Origin of the sequence: Bifidobacterium mellis, from assembly GCF_000967265.1 — a bacterium.
In the GTDB taxonomy this organism is placed as follows: Bacteria; Actinomycetota; Actinomycetes; order Actinomycetales; family Bifidobacteriaceae; genus Bombiscardovia; species Bombiscardovia mellis.
The window spans coordinates 1,128,815-1,145,966 of record NZ_KQ033885.1; the positions used below are offsets into that span (position 1 = coordinate 1,128,815).

A 17,152-nucleotide genomic window follows, 5' to 3' on the forward strand; every position below is an offset into this window, starting at 1 on the left:
TGAAAAGTGGGGGATGTCGAGAAGACGACTGGCTTGCGCCATGGCTCCTGTAATCCGATGCAGGGCTGGCGTTGGCAGGCAGCACGGCTTTCCGATAGACAGAACTTTATTAGGCAGGCGGTGTTGATTCCGCTTGGTGTTTGGTGAAGGGGTTTTGGTTTCATGCATCCGGTTTCCCGTCTGCGTCGCACACTGGCGATGATGACCGTCCTGATCAGTCTGCTGGCAGGCCTGGGCGTCGCATCCGCCCAGGCGGACGCTCCTATCCTCACCGGGGGGGGGGGTCGTCAGACCCCTCGCGTAGCTGACGGAACCCACGGCATTTCCTCCAGCAACGCAACCAGCACACCACTACCCACACCCTCACCAATACAAACCACCACACCATTAAGTTCCGCAACACCAAGTCCAGACACCCCGTCATCGACGACAGGAACAACCGGCAGTACAGACTCCGCTCCTGCTAAATCAGCCGAAAAGACAGATGATAAGACTTCGCATACAGTTCGCTTCGAACCGGCCGACGGCAGCAAACCCACCCAAGCGAGTGTGAAAACCGGCACCCTCGCCACTCCCCCACAACAGAACCCAGTGCGTGAAGGCTTCCGATTCGACGGGTGGACACTCGACAACCAGCCTTTCGACTTCCAGACCCCAATCCTCCAAGACACGACTCTGAAAGCCCTGTGGACCAAGACCACAGACTGGACACTAAGCCCGGACCATGGGCCCGCGTCCGGAGCCCGGCTGACTATCAGCCCGCCCAAAACTCAGGAACCTCAATTTGTCAGCGTCCAAGCCGCAGGAGAGCAGACCGTCGGTTTGACCGGCGACGGCCGTATCTACGTCTGGGCACAAGACGGCACGACCAAGCAGGTTCCCTCCCCCGCCCAGGCCGCCGACGGGTTCCGCTACCTGCAGGTTGCAGCCGGCAGCCGACGGCACGCAGCTTTAGGATCCGACCAGCACATCTACACATGGAACAGCCAAGAGGACACACCCACGATTCTCGACACCGGCCAGGATGCCGGGTTCACCAGCATCAGCCTAAACAATGACCGACTCCTGGCCGTGGACCGGCAGAGACAGGCCCACGCCTACCAGGCGACCGATGCTGACAGCCAGGATCTGAACCCGAAATTCACAAAGCAGACCACGACCACTCTGCCCGAAAAGGCGCAGGCCGTCACCGCCGTCGCCTCCGACAGCCGGGCCCTCATCGTGGACGCGGACGGGCAGGCCTGGACCTGGGATGCGAACAACAGCGGCAACATCAAACCCGCACGCATCAAACAGGACCCGAGCATGCGCACCGTCCAAGCCCAAGCCCTCAACCAAGGGTCCGTCCTCCTGGACACGAACGGGCACACCTATTACCTGGCCGACAGCACCACCGCCATGATCCAGGTCAACCTGCCCGAAGGCATGAAAGCCAGCAGGATCACCGCCAACAAGAACCAGGCCATGATCGTCGGCAAGGACGGCCACGTATGGTCCTGGAAGCCGGGCGAAGCGCCCAAGCGCGCGGACAACGGGAATCAGTCATACGTGCAAGCTTCAAGCACCGGCAGTAGGATCACCGCCTTCAGCACGAAGGGCGACATGTTCACCTGGAGCCTGGATAAGCAGGGCCAGCCCGGCAGGCCAGCCAGGCTCAACACCACACAGGCGCCCATCCTGGAAACAGCCAGCATGGACGGCCAAGCATTGACGCTCAGCAGGAACAACGACTCATGGCAGACGGACATGCCCGCCCGCAAGCCGGGAGAAGCCGTCATCCTCATCGCTGGCAGGCAGGACGGCCGGCCCTTCACCAGAAACTTCAAATACACAGTCGGCCAGACGCTGACACGAGACACCGAACCACGATCCACGCTCACGGTCCGCTTCGACACGGACGGTGGAAAACCCGAACCAGCAGACCAGAGTTTCCCCACCACGAACGGCAGGGTGAAGCGGCCCTCACCCGACCCGGCACGTGACGGTTTCCTGTTCGACGGATGGTTCACCGGGGATGTCGCCTACGATTTCAGCAGACCCGTCGACAAGGATCTCACCCTGACCGCCCACTGGTCGCCCGCAGGCCGGAACACCACGTGGAGCATCAGCCCCGACAAGGGCAGCCAGCTGGGCAGGGAACCCACCACCATCACCCCGCCAGACAGCGCCAGCCGAGGCATCAGGTTCAGCCAGATCAGCGGACCAAAAGACGCCGACCATGGTTTTTCCTTGGCGGTGGGGAGCGACGGGAACGCCTACGCCTGGGGAGACAACGGCTACGGCCAGCTCGGCGACGGAGGGACGTCCACCAAGCGGAATACGCCGGTCATGGTGAGGACGCCCGACCGCAGCACGTATCCGGACCTGCCCAAGGATTACACCTACGTGCAGGTCAGCGCCGGATGGGGTCATTCGCTGGCCCTGGGCAGCGACGGCAACGCCTACGCATGGGGAGACAACAGCAGTGGCCGGCTCGGCGACGGGACGACCACCACCCGGTATGCGCCGGTCAGGGTGAAGATGCCCGACCGCAACACGTACCCGGACCTGCCCAAGGATTTCACCTACATGCAGGTCAGCGCCGGAGCCCATCATTCGCTGGCCGTGGGCAGCGACGGCAACGCCTACGCATGGGGAGACAACAGCAATGGCCAGCTCGGCGACGGGACGACCACCAGCTATCGGAACACGCCGGTCAGGGTGAAGACACCCGACCGCAGCACGTATCCGGACCTGCCCAAGGATTTCACCTACGTGCAGGTCAGCGCCGGATGGGGTCATTCGCTGGCCCTGGGCAGCGACGGCAACGCCTACGCATGGGGATACAACAGCAATGGCCAGCTTGGCGACGGAGGGACGTCCACCAAGCGGAATACGCCGGTCATGGTGAGGACGCCCGACCGCAACACGTACCCGGACCTGCCCAAGGATTTCACCTACGTGCAGGTCAGCGCCGGATTGGATCATTCGCTGGCCGTGGGCAGCGACGGATACGCCTACGCCTGGGGATGCAACTACTATGGTAACCTCGGCAACAACACCGCCAGCTGGTACGGTGACGTGAATCCTGTTCCTATGCGCGTGCGCGACCCCGCCAACCCCACCGACAAGAGCAAAGGACTGCAAGCCACACAGGTCAGCGCCGGATACCATTATTCCCTGGCCCTGGGCAGCGACGGCAACGCCTACGCCTGGGGATACAACGGCTACGGCCTGCTCGGCAACAACACCAGCCGCCATTCGTCGGTTCCTGTGCACGTGCATGACCCCGCCAGCCCCACAGACACGAGCAAAGGACTGAAAGCCGCACAGGTCAGCGGAGGAGGCTCTCATTCGCTGGCCGTGGGCAGCGACGGCAACGCCTACACCTGGGGACGGAACCAGTATGGCCAGCTCGGCAACGACAGCATCCCCACAGGAGAATATAACAGTAAAGCCAAGAGTCTTGTTCCTGTGCCGGTGTCGTTCAACCTGCAGCTGGTGATCACCGGCGTCAGATTCGACCAGACCGCCGTACCAGGATTGACGCGCGGCGATGGAGGTAGCGTGACCGTGCTCACGCCCGCACACCAGCCGGGCACGGTCACCGTCAGCGTGGACTACACGCTGGGCGGCGCACCCCAAACGCCGGACACCTCCCTCAGATACACGTACCTGCCCGCAGGCGTACTCCCCCAGGCAGGAGGGGAAGGCATCCTGCTCGCCCTCGCCACCGGCATGACCGGCATGGGCGGGGTCCTCGCATCCCGCCGCCACCGAAAGGAAACACACCAACTGTCACACGCTTCACACGAGTAAGAGCGGCCGGGCGGCGTATCAATCCCCCCGCCCCCGGCCCATCAAGGGGGAGCAGGGAGGAAACATGTCAATCAAGGCTCAAACCCCAAGAGAGCCGACACTTCCCTCCCGCGCCCCCACCACACTTCTGCAGACGGAAGCCGAGGGCAGGCATGCACGCCCCCGTCCCCGCCCGGGAGAGAGGGAAACACGGCCAAGCCGGCCAGGAGACTTAACAGCCCCTAGCCAGCCTGGCCGCTGTTCATCTCCCTATCTCAGCATAATCGTGCAAACAGCAGCTTCGTCTCCGCGCATTCAGCCTCGCTCACATTCACCCACAGCCAAGCCTCGACGGGCCATGCTGTGAAAGTTGCGGTATCGTTACCGCACTGATATAACTGAAGGCTGTCAGAACCGTTCGCCTGCCCATGGCGGCGGTCAGGCAACCGCCGAGGTCGGCAGTCCGGCCCGGCGGCCGACCACTTCGACGAAAGGCCATGATGGCGTACGCGACGATCAGGGATGTGGCCCAACGGGCCGGTGTCTCCGTATCGACGGTCTCCCGAGCCCTCAACGACTCCGGGCGCATCTCCCCCGCCACACGACAGCGCATCAACCAGGTCATCCACGACCTGCACTATGTGCCGGACTCCCGGGCCCGATCCATGCACTCCGCCCACTCGCGCACCATCGGCCTGCTCATCCCCGACATCCGCAACTCCTACTTCGCGGACCTGGCCTATCTGATTCAGGGCCAGCTACTCAACCACGGCTTCCAGACCCTGATTTGCACCTCCACCCAGGGCGACCCCGGCGAGGACCGGGCCCAGGTGCGCAACCTGCTGGGCCAGCACATCGACGGAGCCATCATCGTGCCCGGGCCGCGTTCCTCGCACACCCTGGAGGAACTGACCAGACGCGGACTGCCTCTGGTCTGCGTGGACCGTGCCGCCGAGGGTGCCGCCGGGCGCGACGGGCGGGCCATCCCCTGCGTGGACGCCGACCCCGAGCCCGGCCTGCGACAGGCCCTTGAGGATCTGCACGCCCAGGGCCACCGACGCATCACCCTGGTGCCCGGGCCCCTCAAGGAATCGGCCACCTTCCGGGAGCGCCTGGACGTCTACCGGAACCTGCTGGCAGGCATCGAGGGCATGGACGACCCCCTGGCCGACCAGGTAGAGCCCGGAACCTTCGACCCCGACATGATCGACCTTTGGGCCCGGCAGGGAATCTCCGGCGTGCTCTTCGGATCCTCCCTGGATGCCATACGCGCCATCAAAACGGCCCAGTCGCGAGCAATCAGCATCGGCGAGGACCTGTCCATGATCACCTTCGACGACCTGCCCGTCTTCCGCATCCTGACCCCGGCAGTGTCGACCATCTCCCAGCAGATCGACACCATGGGGACCCGCTGCGTGGACATGCTCCTGGCTCTGATGGCAGGCTCTCCCGTGCGGTCGGTCCGGCTGCAGACCAGCTACCGCCACTGCGCCTCGGTGGGTCGCCCGCCCGCGCACACCGGCCAGGATCCCTGAACCTGTCACAGCGTGATCATCAAGGCGGACAAGCTCATCAAGGAACGGAGAAACATGATTCAAGATATGGCGGCGGCACCCGACCAGGTGCTCAAGGGACTGGATGCCATCACGGGGTCCATCTCGGTGGTCGGGTCCATGAATGCGGACTACACCGTCAACACCGACCGGCTGCCCAAGCCCGGCGAGACCATCAACGGCGGTCCCCTGCAGGTGCTGCCCGGGGGCAAGTCGGCCAACCAGGCGGCGACCGCGGCCCGCATCGGCGCCCAGGTCAGGCTCTTCGGGGCCGTGGGATCCGACTCCAACGCCGACTTCCTGCTGGGGCAGCTGGGCAACGCCGGAGTGGACGTCTCCCATGTGATGACCGTGCCGGGAGCCAGCGGAACCACAGTCATCACCGTGGACGCGAGCGGCGAGAACACCATCGTCTACTCCCCCGGCTCCAACGGCAAGGTGGATGTGGACTACGCCCACCGCTCCCGCCAGGCCCTTACCTCGGCCAAGGTGCTGGGCTTGTGCCTGGAGAGCCCCATCGAGACGGTCACCGAGGCCGCGCGCATGGGCCACGAGGCCGGTATGACCGTGTTGCTCAACGACTCCCCCTTCCGCGCCGACCTGCCCGCCGACCTGATCGCCAACTCGGACCTGATCCTGGTCAACGAGCATGAGATGGCCCAGCTGCTGGGCATCGACGAGCCCGAGGACGGCGACTGGCTGGGGGCCGACTGGGACCGGATCAACCAGACCATGCAGGACTTCGGCTTCCATCGGGCCATCGTCACCCTGGGCGGCGAAGGATCCATGGTGCTGGACCATGGCCAGACCTACCGGATTCACGCCGTGCATGTGGACGCCGTGGACACCACTGGCTGCGGGGATGCCTTCATGGGCACCGTGCTGGCCGGCCTGGCCTCCGACATGACCCTGGTGCAGGCCGCCCAACTGGCCTCCTACGTCTCCGCCTACGCCGCCACCGGGCAGGGGGCGCAGGCCTCCTACGGCACGGCCGAGCAGATTAGGCTACGTTTCTCCTGAGGCCGGGCGCTCGGAGGCGGATCATCAAGGTCGAGCCATCGGGATTAGTCCACCGGGATCTTATGACCAAGGTCTGTTGGTCAGGGTCCGATGATTAGTCAGGTGGACCCTCCCCCAACTTTATCAGGCCGACGAACCGTTGTGGAATGCACGACGGGGAGTCGGCCTGACTGGTATTTGAGCGAAGGAACGGCATTAAACCCCTCGAGGTGGCTAAACCGATGATCAGTAACCACATCTGCAAAGCCACAATTCTTCGGCAGCCAGGGACCACATGTGACCACATCATCCCTCGGACTGATGGCGCCTCCCATCACCCACGAATATTGTTGATTCCATGAACACAGTCAGTCAAACAGCGCAGCGACCAATCACCAGGTCCAATAATCGAATGCTGCTGACTGACGCTCTCTTCGCCATCCTTCTGTTTCTGCTGGTGAGCGGCTCCAGCGCCAATCTACGAGATGGGGCCCTGATCCCCTTGCAGGAAAACCTGATCCTGATGTGGACGGTCCTGCTCATAGCCCCTGTCGTTATCCGTCGCCGATTCCCGGATTTAGCAGCCGGGCTCTTCGTCGCTGTGGCTCTGGCTCAGCTCCTGTTGGGGCCTGCCATCATGCTCACCGATGCAGTCTGCCTGGTGATGGTCTATTCCTGTCTGCTCTACGGATGTCCATCCTGGCGCCGACTCTATCTGACCGTGGCCTGGGTCATGACGCCCCTATCCTGCCTTATCTTCACATTGGTCGATCTGGGGTTTCTGCCTCCGGGCAAGACGTGGCCGGACCACATCTCAATGTTGCCGATCTCATTCAAAGATCTGGCAATCACCTTCCTATCGAATTTACTGATCGAGGGGCTTCTGCTACTCATAGCCATCGTTGCAGCCTACTGGACGCGGACCAGAAGGGATGCCATTGATGAGGCCCGGCGACGCAACCACGCCTTGGCCCTGCAGGCAGAGCAAAGCGCGGCCCTGTCTGCCAGCGCTGAGCGGGCCCGCATAGCGCGTGAAATGCACGATGTAGTCGCTCACACTCTGTCCATTGTCATTGTGCAGGCAGATGCCGGCAGGTACGCAGCCACTGCCGATGCGAACCTTGCTCTCAAGACCATGCGCACCATTGATCAAGAGAGCCGCCGCGCCCTACGTGAGCTGAGCTCGCTTTTTGGCAAACTCAAGGCTCCACCCAACCCGGCATCCGAAACCAGCCAAAAAACAGCGGATCCTCTTCCAGGCCAACCCTCTTCCTCCCCACCACCAACGAACCCAGCCCATATCCAGCCGCCTGACCAATCTCAAGCAACTGCCCAAACGAATTCCGCTAGTCAATCCGCGAACGCTCATAATCTGAATCCAGCCGGAACAGATTGCACTCAGCCGAGCCAAACCAGCGGCCATCTTCCCACAATCAAAGAGATTCCAGCTGCCAACACTGCCAAGGCCAACATGGATACGGCCGACAATGCGCGTACCTGGCCCTCGGTTGCCACCTCTTCAAACAATCCGCCGACCAGCTATAAATCATGGTCAGACCTGATAGATGCCGCCCGACTTGCTCAGCCGAAATCCCAATTCAGCCGACGCATTAAAGGCCGACCATGCCCAGAAAAGCTGGATCGCAGCCGCGCCATAACTGCTTACCGGGTCCTGCAAGAAGCATTGACCAATGTTCGCAAGCATGCCGCTCCGGCTTCGGCTGTGCTAGTTGAAGAACAGTGGCTCACGGACGGTTTGTGTCTAACCATTGACGACCGCCCATTTGACCATGCCTCTACCAATTCAGATTCTCCGCCACAGATGGACCGACCTACGCATTCAGGTTTCGGTCTTTTAGGGATGCGCGAACGACTGACTTCTCTTGGAGGCAACCTTCAAACTGGTCCCGAAACAGAAGGCGGTTACCACCTCCAAGCGTGGATTCCTTTTGCCACTCCGCCAAAGTCCGACCCTGAAGCGGGGATACGTGCAAATCGACAGGCTCAATGGTCCCTGCGCTCGATTGTCTTCACGCTCTTCGTCTGGTTTCAACGCCATCCATTGACGGCCGACCTGGGTTTGGTAATCGGACTCGTATTGATAGAGAATCCAGGTCAAGCTCTTGCTATAGCACCTGTCACGCGACAATATGATCCAGGCCGACCAGTAAAGATCATCGCCACGCTAGGTATTGCTTTGCCTCTGATTGTGCGCAGGGTCCGTCCCGGCATTTGCGCCGCCATAGTATCTGCAGTTGCCGCCCTGCTGCTGCTCTTCTCGCCCTGGCTGCCAGAAGCTGCAGTCTTATCCCCAGTCGCCGTCTATTCAGCAATGGTTTACGGTAAATACACCACCCGGCGGTGGGTTCCGTTGGCGGTCATCGCGGATACGGTTTTATGGGCTGTAAGATGTGTAGCCAATAACCAAGGATGTCCAACCATTCTGGCCTACATGATAGAAGGCCCGGCAGAATCATCTTTCTCTGAATCCCATTTAATACTTTTCATAGTGATGGCCGCACCGGCCTTGATCTGTCTGCTGACCATTCTGATTGCCTCACGCCGACGTACTCGTGGTTCAGTCCTGCTCCTCCAGCAGGAACGCGAGCGCGCGCTAAACCAGACCCTGCAGGAAAGCCAGGCTCTGGCAGCCAATCAAGAGCGCGAACTCATTGGCTCTACCATGCAGGTAGAAGTGGCCGCAACCCTGAATACAGTCATTGCATCCACTACCAAAGCCATCTCCGAGTTGAACCATTATCAAGTCAAGGGGGTGAACCCTCCCCCAGAGCAGGTAGCGCAAGCCTTCGGCGACATTGCAACTCAAGGACGCCAGGCCCTAGCTCGCATGCGACAACTGCTCACTATCCTGCGTCACAGTTCCAGAACCGATTTGCGTTCAAACATTGACACCGCCGATTCCCAAGACACGAGCCTCGATTCATGCAGGAACCAGATGGTCGAACCCACACACAAGACCATACCTTTGCCGGCTCTTCATCCAGCCAAACCCCTGCCAGTAGATCTCGATGATCAGCTCGACAACCATTCGCAACAATCACAACAGGATAAGGAGCCAGAGCATGCCCAATCGGACCAATCAGAGCAATCGAACTCCTGACATAGGCGTTCCTGATGAGGAGCACCTCCTAAGACGAACATACAGAAAAATGAGCACTCTATAAGTCATACACCCGAAGATTAGCCCACTACAGGCAACGATAGCTGACGAGCGCCACTCCACTATTTAACAGTCGCTCCGACGACAGTTGTTCAGTCAACATTTCAGTCAACATTTACTCAGTCAACAATCAACCAGGCAGCGATTACATTGATTAGAAATTGAAACCGGTCGTAATTCCCAGTCATAATTCCCAGCAACACTCAACTCAGATAAAATCGGATGGTGGCGCTGGCCATCATCTAGCGGAAAGAAGCAGGCTCTCATGGAACGGACCGAACCCATCAGCGTTGCCGTCGTGGACGACCAGGATCTGGTCCGAGCCGGTTTTGCCATGGTCATCGGCTCCCAGGATGACATGACCGTGGTTGGCCAAGGCGCGGACGGCGAGCAAGCAGTGGATCTGGCCTCACGCCTGCGTCCTGACGTGATCCTCATGGATGTCCGCATGCCCGGCATGGATGGTTTGACAGCCACCCGCCTGATCACTACTTTGTCACCCGACGGTCCGGAGCCCAGGGTCATTGTGCTGACCACCTTTGATCTTGACGAATACGTCATGGCTGCCATAAAAGCCGGTGCATCAGGATTTCTGCTCAAGGATACCGAGCCTGAAACCCTCCTGTCCTCCATCCGTACAGTTCACCGGGGCAACGCGATCATCGCTCCTTCGGCTACAAAACGCCTGATCGAACACATGGCCCATGACGTGCCTGCGGCCGGGTCCATGCCATCGGGATCGACCTACCGCGATCCCGAAGTGGACCTGCTCACTGATCGCGAGCTGCAGGTCCTGATTCACATAGCCCAGGGCCTGAGCAACCAGGAGATAGCCGACAATCTGGGGATCTCACTGCCCACAGTGAAAACTCATGTCACTCACATTCTCCAGAAGATCAATGCCCGGGACCGCGTCCAGGCGGTGGTCTTCGCTTACGAAAACCATCTGGTATGAACCTGGACGTCATGCAGCATCAATCGTCACTAAGAGCCTCAATGGGTGAAACCTTGACTGCCTCCCTGGCTGGCAGCACACTGGCTGCCACCGCAGCCAGCAAGGCCACTGGCAGTATCAGCGCAAAAGTCGACCATGGCACGGTGAAGGTCACGGATCCTAAGGGCACAAAGACCTGGTAGGCTCCTATCCATCCGAAGAGCGTTCCTAGAACGATTCCAGCCAGACTGGCTCCCAGGGCTATCATGCAGGCCTCGACTCCCAAGGATCGACGAACCTGGACGCTGCTCATGCCGATTGCCCTGAGCGTGGCAGTCTCACGACGGCGTTCCAGCACCGACATCATCAAAGTGTTGGAAACCCCTATCAGGGCGATAATCACAGCAACGCCCAGCAATGCCACCATGATTGCCAACAAGGAATCGATTGTTTCGCTCCATGTCCTCATTTGCGTCAGCCCTCCGCTCATAGCCATGTCGTCATGCTCTCCTACAGCCTGACGTATGTCATCCAAGAGCAGTGCAGCATCGCGATCTCCCTGCGTCCTAATCCAGATTTCATGCGTCTTGGTGTCAATCCCAGCGACATTCCGGGAGTCCGTGATTGCATAGACGCCACTGTTATTCAGCCCTCCGAATCCGGCGAAGACCCCGGTCAATGTTCTTCTTGCATCTGCCTCCTTTTCACGTTCGTCGTCCGCCTGAGGATCAGCTATCGACAACTTCAGCTGACTTCCATCCCGGTAACCGGAATGCTTGGAAATCGTTCTGGTCGACACCAGTAGCGCATCCGACCTTTGCATACCTGGACCCAGATCGGCATGAAGCACTCGCCTGATCCGTGAAGCATCCAAGGCATAGACAGTCATGGAAGCTTGTGAGGGGCCTCCTGACTCGACCTTGGCATTAAATCGCTGCACCAGCTCTGCATCTGCAACACCTTCGACACGCTCAATGGCCCGCACATTTCTCTTGTTCAGCCCCTGACCAGATATTTCAATATCCACGGAATAACGCTGATCAATATCCTTGAACAAAGTACGTTTAGCGGTTACCGCACCCGTAGCCAAAGTGGAGACCAGAGTTACGCCAATCAGCAGAGCAACACCTGTGGCAGCGACTCGTGAGGGATTTCGAGCGATATTCGCTACTCCGACCCTGCAAGATGGTCCAATCTTGGACACAAGTCTACCCAGGCAACACAGCAGAGCCGGAATCCATCGACGAGCCCCTATCAACGCACCCAGAAAAATCAGCAAAACACCCAATACCGCGAGACCTAGCAAGAGTTCCTGCTGATTACTGGCCTGGACTGTATTGCCAGAGTTTGTCCTGACTAGCTCTGTGACGCGCCAAGAGGACCAGATCACGAATACCAAGCCGCTGGCTGCCAGCAAGATGCTGATCAGCAGACCGGTCCGCTTCCTGCTGCCTGACTCCTGATGATCCACTGGTTGCAGGGCTTCAAGTGGTCTGACCCTGATAGCTGTACGAGTAGACCCAAAGGCAGCCACCAAGGTTGCCAGAACGCCGAGCACAAACGGAACCAGAAGGGCTGTAGGTGTAAGCAGAAGTTCAAGCTTCATGGTGCCCGAATGCAAACCTAGGCAACCGGCAAGGCCCATCAATCCCATAGCCAACAAGATGCCGACCAGGGAAGATATAACGCCAAGGAGCAGGGCCTGCTGCAACACGCCTGCCCTGATCTGCCATCGATCAGCACCAATAACCCTCAGCAGGGCCAGATACCTGCGCTGTCTGGCCACCATGATCTGGAAGGTGTTGGCAATCACCAAGGCAGCCACCACCATGGCCAGCACACCGAAAGTCATGAGGAAGACGGTCATGAAGTTCACAACATTGCCGGTCTGCTCACTAAGCAGCCTGTCCTCCATGGCACGACGGTCCTCTAACCGGTATCCATCAGGAACGTATCGACTGATATTTTGCAGAGTGTTCTGGAGTTCCTTGCCCTGGCCATCAACCTGCAGATAGATGTTTCCCACAGGAGGGGACTCCAGTCCAACCATTCCTGCCATACTCAGCAGACGATCAATCCGAGTACCCGTCAGCACCACAGCTCCGCCGAAGTCGTCGTACTTTCCTCCATGGCTCTTGCTGATGCCTGAGATGGTCAAGTCTACAGTGCCTTGGTCAACAAGGCGTTCTTTACTTGAAGAATCCTGAGCACTATCGCTATCACCACCTGGCAGCATCGCCGAGGACAGATGCAGGCGCACCTTATCACCCAGACCAGCCTGGAGCCTGTTGGCGACGGAATGCGGCAGCACAACCTGATCGTCTGAATCAGGCCATTGCCCCCGATCCAGATCGATAGGCATAAGCTCCTGCCTGGCACCCACAATGGCCAGAATCCCCTTGCTGGACTGACCGTTTGCTTCCGTATCCACCATAAGGTCGACATCAGGGCGCAAACCACTAACACCGCGCAGTTTCGACAGCCCCTTGCCATTGAATTCGTCGAGCAGGATCGGCTGGTCCTGATCCCTTCTGGAGGTCACAGCATAGTTGGCGTGACCTGCATCCATACTGATTTCGCGACGCATGGAGGCATTCGCCACGTTGCCAAAAAGGAGCGTCAGGCACATAAAGATGGTGCCGATCACGATGGCCAGACCAGCCGGCATCATCATACGTGCATCGCGCTTCATCATCGTACGGGTTATCCGCCACACAGTGCACCCCCCTAGTCCTGTACCTGGGAATCGTCAGCAGTGCCAGCCGACACTTGTTCAGCCAGAAGGTCATTCATGGCCTTCACTGTCGGATTCTGTCGGTCCGCGACTATCCGTCCGTCGGCAAGGACAAGCGCACGATCTGCGTAGGATGCGGCATAGGCATCATGAGTGACCATGATAACGGTCTGATTCAGCTCGCGCACGGAATCACGCAGGAACTTCAGAACACCAGTGCTGGAGGCCAGGTCCAAGTTGCCCGTCGGTTCGTCCGCAAAGACCAGACCGGGTTTGGTTATCAGCGCTCTGGCGATGGCGACCCGTTGCTGCTGCCCCCCGGATAATTCACTGGGAAGATGGTCCAGCCTCTCCGACAATCCCAGAGTCTCTACCAGCTGCTCCATCCATGAGGTGTCGGGCCGAACATCGTCCAGTACCAGCGGCATGAGGATGTTCTGTTTGGCAGTGAACATAGGCAATAGGTTGAAGCTCTGGAAGATGAATCCCAGATGCCGTCTCCTGATAAGGGTCAGCTGACGGTCGTCCATTCGTGTCAGGTCGACTCGGCCGGCCTGATCAATCGATGGATGGTGACGATCTCCGCTCTTCGAATGCAGAAGATCAGCGGCCATATAGACATGGCCTGAGGTGACAGTATCCAGACCAGCCAGAACGTGCATGAGCGTTGACTTGCCCGAACCTGAGGGTCCCATGATGGCCGTGAACCGGCCACGCTCGAAATTCACGTCGATTCCACGCAGGGCATGGACGGCGTTCGATCCTTGCCCATAATCCTTGGTCAGCTGCCTGGCGCTGACGGCCGGCTGTCCCACGACGCCTGGACCTGCTCTGTCGATCAACCCTTGTGAAGACGAAGTATCCGCTTTGTTCTGCATGGTGCTCCTTATCCGCGAGGAAACCTTTCTCCCGTCAGCTTCCGACCCTATGCGGCTATTAGCTGCCGCGATATGCTCCCTGGGAGCGATGAAGATAATCATCCTTACGGATGAGTGCGCTGAAGAAGTCCTCCTGTTAGGCTGACACCATCCAACTCAACGCGGGGCTGCGGGAATGGACATCTGCGGAGATGAGGAACATCTTGTTCAGCACAAAAGACACGAGCCACAAGACATGCAACCATCGGACCAAGGGATTGAAACAGTTGTCTGGATTCCCGTGATTGACTACAGGAACACCCAAGCAGCGTCAAGGAAAACATCACCTGGCAGAATGAGTCATTCATTCCCGGCGCCGACCAAGGCATGCCAGAATGAAGGTTGGCTTGCCGTCATTCCTCTGCAAGAGCCACGACCGGCGGAGTCCGGTTGACGCGTCTTGCAGGCAGAACGCTTGCCAAGATCGCGGCTACGAGCGCCACCAGCAGAATCACCAGACCAGTGGACCAGGGAATGGGGAAAGCCACCGTACCCAGCGAGGAGAAGATCTCATAGGCTGCAGCCCAGCCGAAAAGCAGGCCCAGGACCATGCCAGACAAGGACGACACCAGAGCTATCAACGCTGACTCCACAGCCAGGGACCGCCTGATCTGCTTCCGGGTCATCCCGATGGCCCGCAGGGTGGCGGACTCCCGTCGGCGTTCCAGTACCGAGAGGGAAAGCGTGTTGGCCACGCCAATCAGGGCGATGGCCACTGCAACCGCCAAGAGAGCCAGGATGATCATGAGCAGGCTGTCGATGGTCCGATCCCACTGCTGCTTTTCAGCCAGACCACCCTTGACGGCAACAGCCGAATAACCAGAAAGCGCGTCTTTCACCTTGTCAATCAATGCCGGGACTGTTGGTGAACCATCGACCTTGGCCCAGATCTGCACGGTCTGAGGCTGAACGCCATTTAGCGAGGATGAGTCAGTCAGACCATAGAAATTACTGGCATCAATCCCCTGGAAGGGCGCATAGACACTGGTCACGAAGAGTCTTTGAGCCACCGATGCGGATCCGCCATGAGCGTCGCCTTGAATCGGGTTGAGAATATTGAGCCCCAGATTCCCTCCGTCATGAAAATCCTTCTGTTTGTCCATGCGGCTTTCCGGGAGCAAAAGGGCATCCTGTCCGGAAAGATCCTTGCCGACCTTGGCGTTCAGGAGACGATCGATCTTGTGTGAATCCAGGGCGAAAATAGTCATTCCCGCACCGTTCTCACCGCCTGATTTGACCATGGCAGCATACTGGGGCACCAGCTCGGCCTGCGCGACCCCGTCGATTCGACGAATGGCGTTCAGAGCCTTGTCATCCAGGCCATCGGCGCTGATCTGCAGATCGACGGAGTAGTGCTCGTCCAGCATGTTGGCCATGGTCTGCTTGGCACTGGCGGCGCCCGTGGCCAGGGTGGCGACCAGTGTCACGCCGATTAGGAGGGCGGTACCCGTAGCCGCCACACGGGAATGATTCCGCGCAATGTTGGCCACGGCGATTGTGGACGAGGGCCCGATCCTAGAAACCAGGGACCCGACTTCCTTGAGGATGAAAGGAATCCAACGATTGGCACTGGACAAAATGCCCAGGAAGGCAAGAACAATGCCGATGACAGCCATGGCAGCAACAATGTTCGGCCCGTCTCCGGATGTCTTGCTGGCCTTGTCTGCCGTGGCACTGAGCCTGACCTGCCAGAGGGACCAGACCGTCATGGTGATGCCCAGCAGAATCATGACCACGCTGACGAACAGACGCATCCTGCTCGTCCGCTTGTTCTCCAGAAGATCGGCAGGCCTCAGCGCCTCCAAAGGACTGACCCTGGTGGCGGCCCATGAGGAGCCCAGGGAGGCCAGGACCGTGACAATGATGCCGAAAACAAGAGGCACCAGGAAGACGGCCGGAGTCAGCTTCAATTGGAAGTAGAGGGAACTCGTATGAGCCTTGGCTGCACCCAGAACAGCCATGATGCCGATGGCGACGCCAACCCCGATCAGGGATGCCACAGCGCCCAGGATGATTGAACGCATCAGAACACTGGCCCTGACCTGGCTCTTATTGGCGCCTATCGTCCTCAGGAGGGCCAAATAGCGACGTTGCCGAGCGACCATGACCTGGAAGGTGTTGGCGATGACGGTGGCAGCCACGAACATGGCCAGTGTGCCAAAGACCAGAAGGAAGGTGGTCACGGGGTTTTGGGAACCGCCGAGCGCGGTCTTGACCAGCCGGTCCTCCATGGTGTGACGGTCCTCTAGGGAATAGCCCGAAGGCATGAGCTTGCGCAGAGAGGCCAGAGTCCCATCGAGGTCGCTGCCCTGTCCGGCAACATTCAAGTAGGCATTTTGGGCATACAGATTACCCATGTTGCCAAGGCCTGCTGTAGCCATAAAGGCATCTATGGTCTTGGGGGTCAGCACGATTGCGCCGCCCGACTCGCCAAACTCGCCGCCTTCGTTGCCCCGGTTCGAACTGACGCCCGACAAGGTCAGGGGCTCCGATATGAACCTGCCCGCCACCTGGTCGGCACTGGCCTGATTTTTCGACCCATGGTCCTCGGATATGTACAGCATGTTAGGCGACAGGTTCAGATTCACCTTGTCGCCCAGGGAGAGCCTGAGCCTGGACACAGTCGGTCCTGGTAGGACCACTTGGTCATCGGCGCTGGGCCAGGATCCCTTGGCAAGACCGACCGGCATCAGCGATGAATCCGCCATAGGAATGGCGATTACACCCTCGCTCTTAATCTTGCCGGCGCGGACATCCGCCATGAGCTGGGTGTCTGATCTGACTGCGTGAACTTCTGGGACTTTTGCCAGCTCCTCGGTTTTGAAGTCCTTCACTCTCTTCTGATCGGGATGGCTGCCCTCCGCGGGGATGATGGCGTAGTTGGCCTGGGCAGCATCGGATGAGACCATCCGCCGCATGGAAACGTCCATGGTGTTGCCGAAGAGGAAGGTCATGGCAATAAACAGTGTTCCGACGACAATGGCGATGCCGGCGGGAACCATCATGCCCAGGTCATGCCGCATCATTTTTCTGGCAACGAACCACATGAGCATTCCC

8 protein-coding genes are annotated in these 17,152 nt (G+C 59.3%); 5 read left to right on the plus strand and 3 right to left on the minus strand.

The features are described from left to right. Positions 1-162: 162 nt before the first annotated feature. The 5 genes from JF70_RS08550 to JF70_RS04935 all read left to right on the plus strand — a co-directional run bounded on the left by JF70_RS08550 (position 163) and on the right by JF70_RS04935 (position 10,465). Positions 163-3,798: an RCC1 domain-containing protein gene (locus tag JF70_RS08550; RefSeq protein WP_082069402.1), complete on the plus strand. Its 3,636-nt coding sequence runs from the start codon at positions 163-165 to the stop codon at positions 3,796-3,798. Positions 3,799-4,277: 479 nt separating this feature from the next. Next, the gene (locus tag JF70_RS04920; RefSeq protein ID WP_024626484.1) at positions 4,278-5,312 is read left to right on the plus strand and encodes a LacI family DNA-binding transcriptional regulator; all 1,035 of its coding nucleotides are present in this window, start codon (positions 4,278-4,280) and stop codon (positions 5,310-5,312) included. Positions 5,313-5,366: 54 nt separating this feature from the next. Further along, a complete protein-coding gene (locus tag JF70_RS04925) occupies positions 5,367-6,350 on the plus strand; it encodes a ribokinase (RefSeq protein ID WP_420804936.1) in 984 nt (327 codons plus the stop codon). Positions 6,351-6,741: 391 nt separating this feature from the next. Beyond that, positions 6,742-9,450, plus strand: a complete 2,709-nt coding sequence (locus JF70_RS04930) for a sensor histidine kinase (protein ID WP_045935495.1) — start codon at positions 6,742-6,744, stop codon at positions 9,448-9,450. Between the two features lie 325 nt (positions 9,451-9,775). Beyond that, positions 9,776-10,465 (plus strand): response regulator, encoded by a 690-nt coding sequence (locus JF70_RS04935; RefSeq protein ID WP_045935496.1) that lies wholly within the window; start codon positions 9,776-9,778, stop codon positions 10,463-10,465. A gap of 19 nt (positions 10,466-10,484) precedes the next feature. Here the strand turns inward: JF70_RS04935 and JF70_RS04940 are convergent, their stop codons facing one another. From JF70_RS04940 to JF70_RS04950, 3 genes are all read right to left on the minus strand, one after another. After that, positions 10,485-13,136, minus strand: coding sequence for an ABC transporter permease (locus tag JF70_RS04940; RefSeq protein ID WP_231578856.1), 2,652 nt, complete (start codon positions 13,134-13,136; stop codon positions 10,485-10,487). A 35-nt stretch (positions 13,137-13,171) separates the two neighbouring features. Then, positions 13,172-14,056: an ABC transporter ATP-binding protein gene (locus tag JF70_RS04945; RefSeq protein ID WP_156149601.1), complete on the minus strand. Its 885-nt coding sequence runs from the start codon at positions 14,054-14,056 to the stop codon at positions 13,172-13,174. A 392-nt stretch (positions 14,057-14,448) separates the two neighbouring features. Then, positions 14,449-17,142 (minus strand): ABC transporter permease, encoded by a 2,694-nt coding sequence (locus JF70_RS04950; protein WP_197069102.1) that lies wholly within the window; start codon positions 17,140-17,142, stop codon positions 14,449-14,451. Positions 17,143-17,152 lie beyond the last annotated feature (10 nt).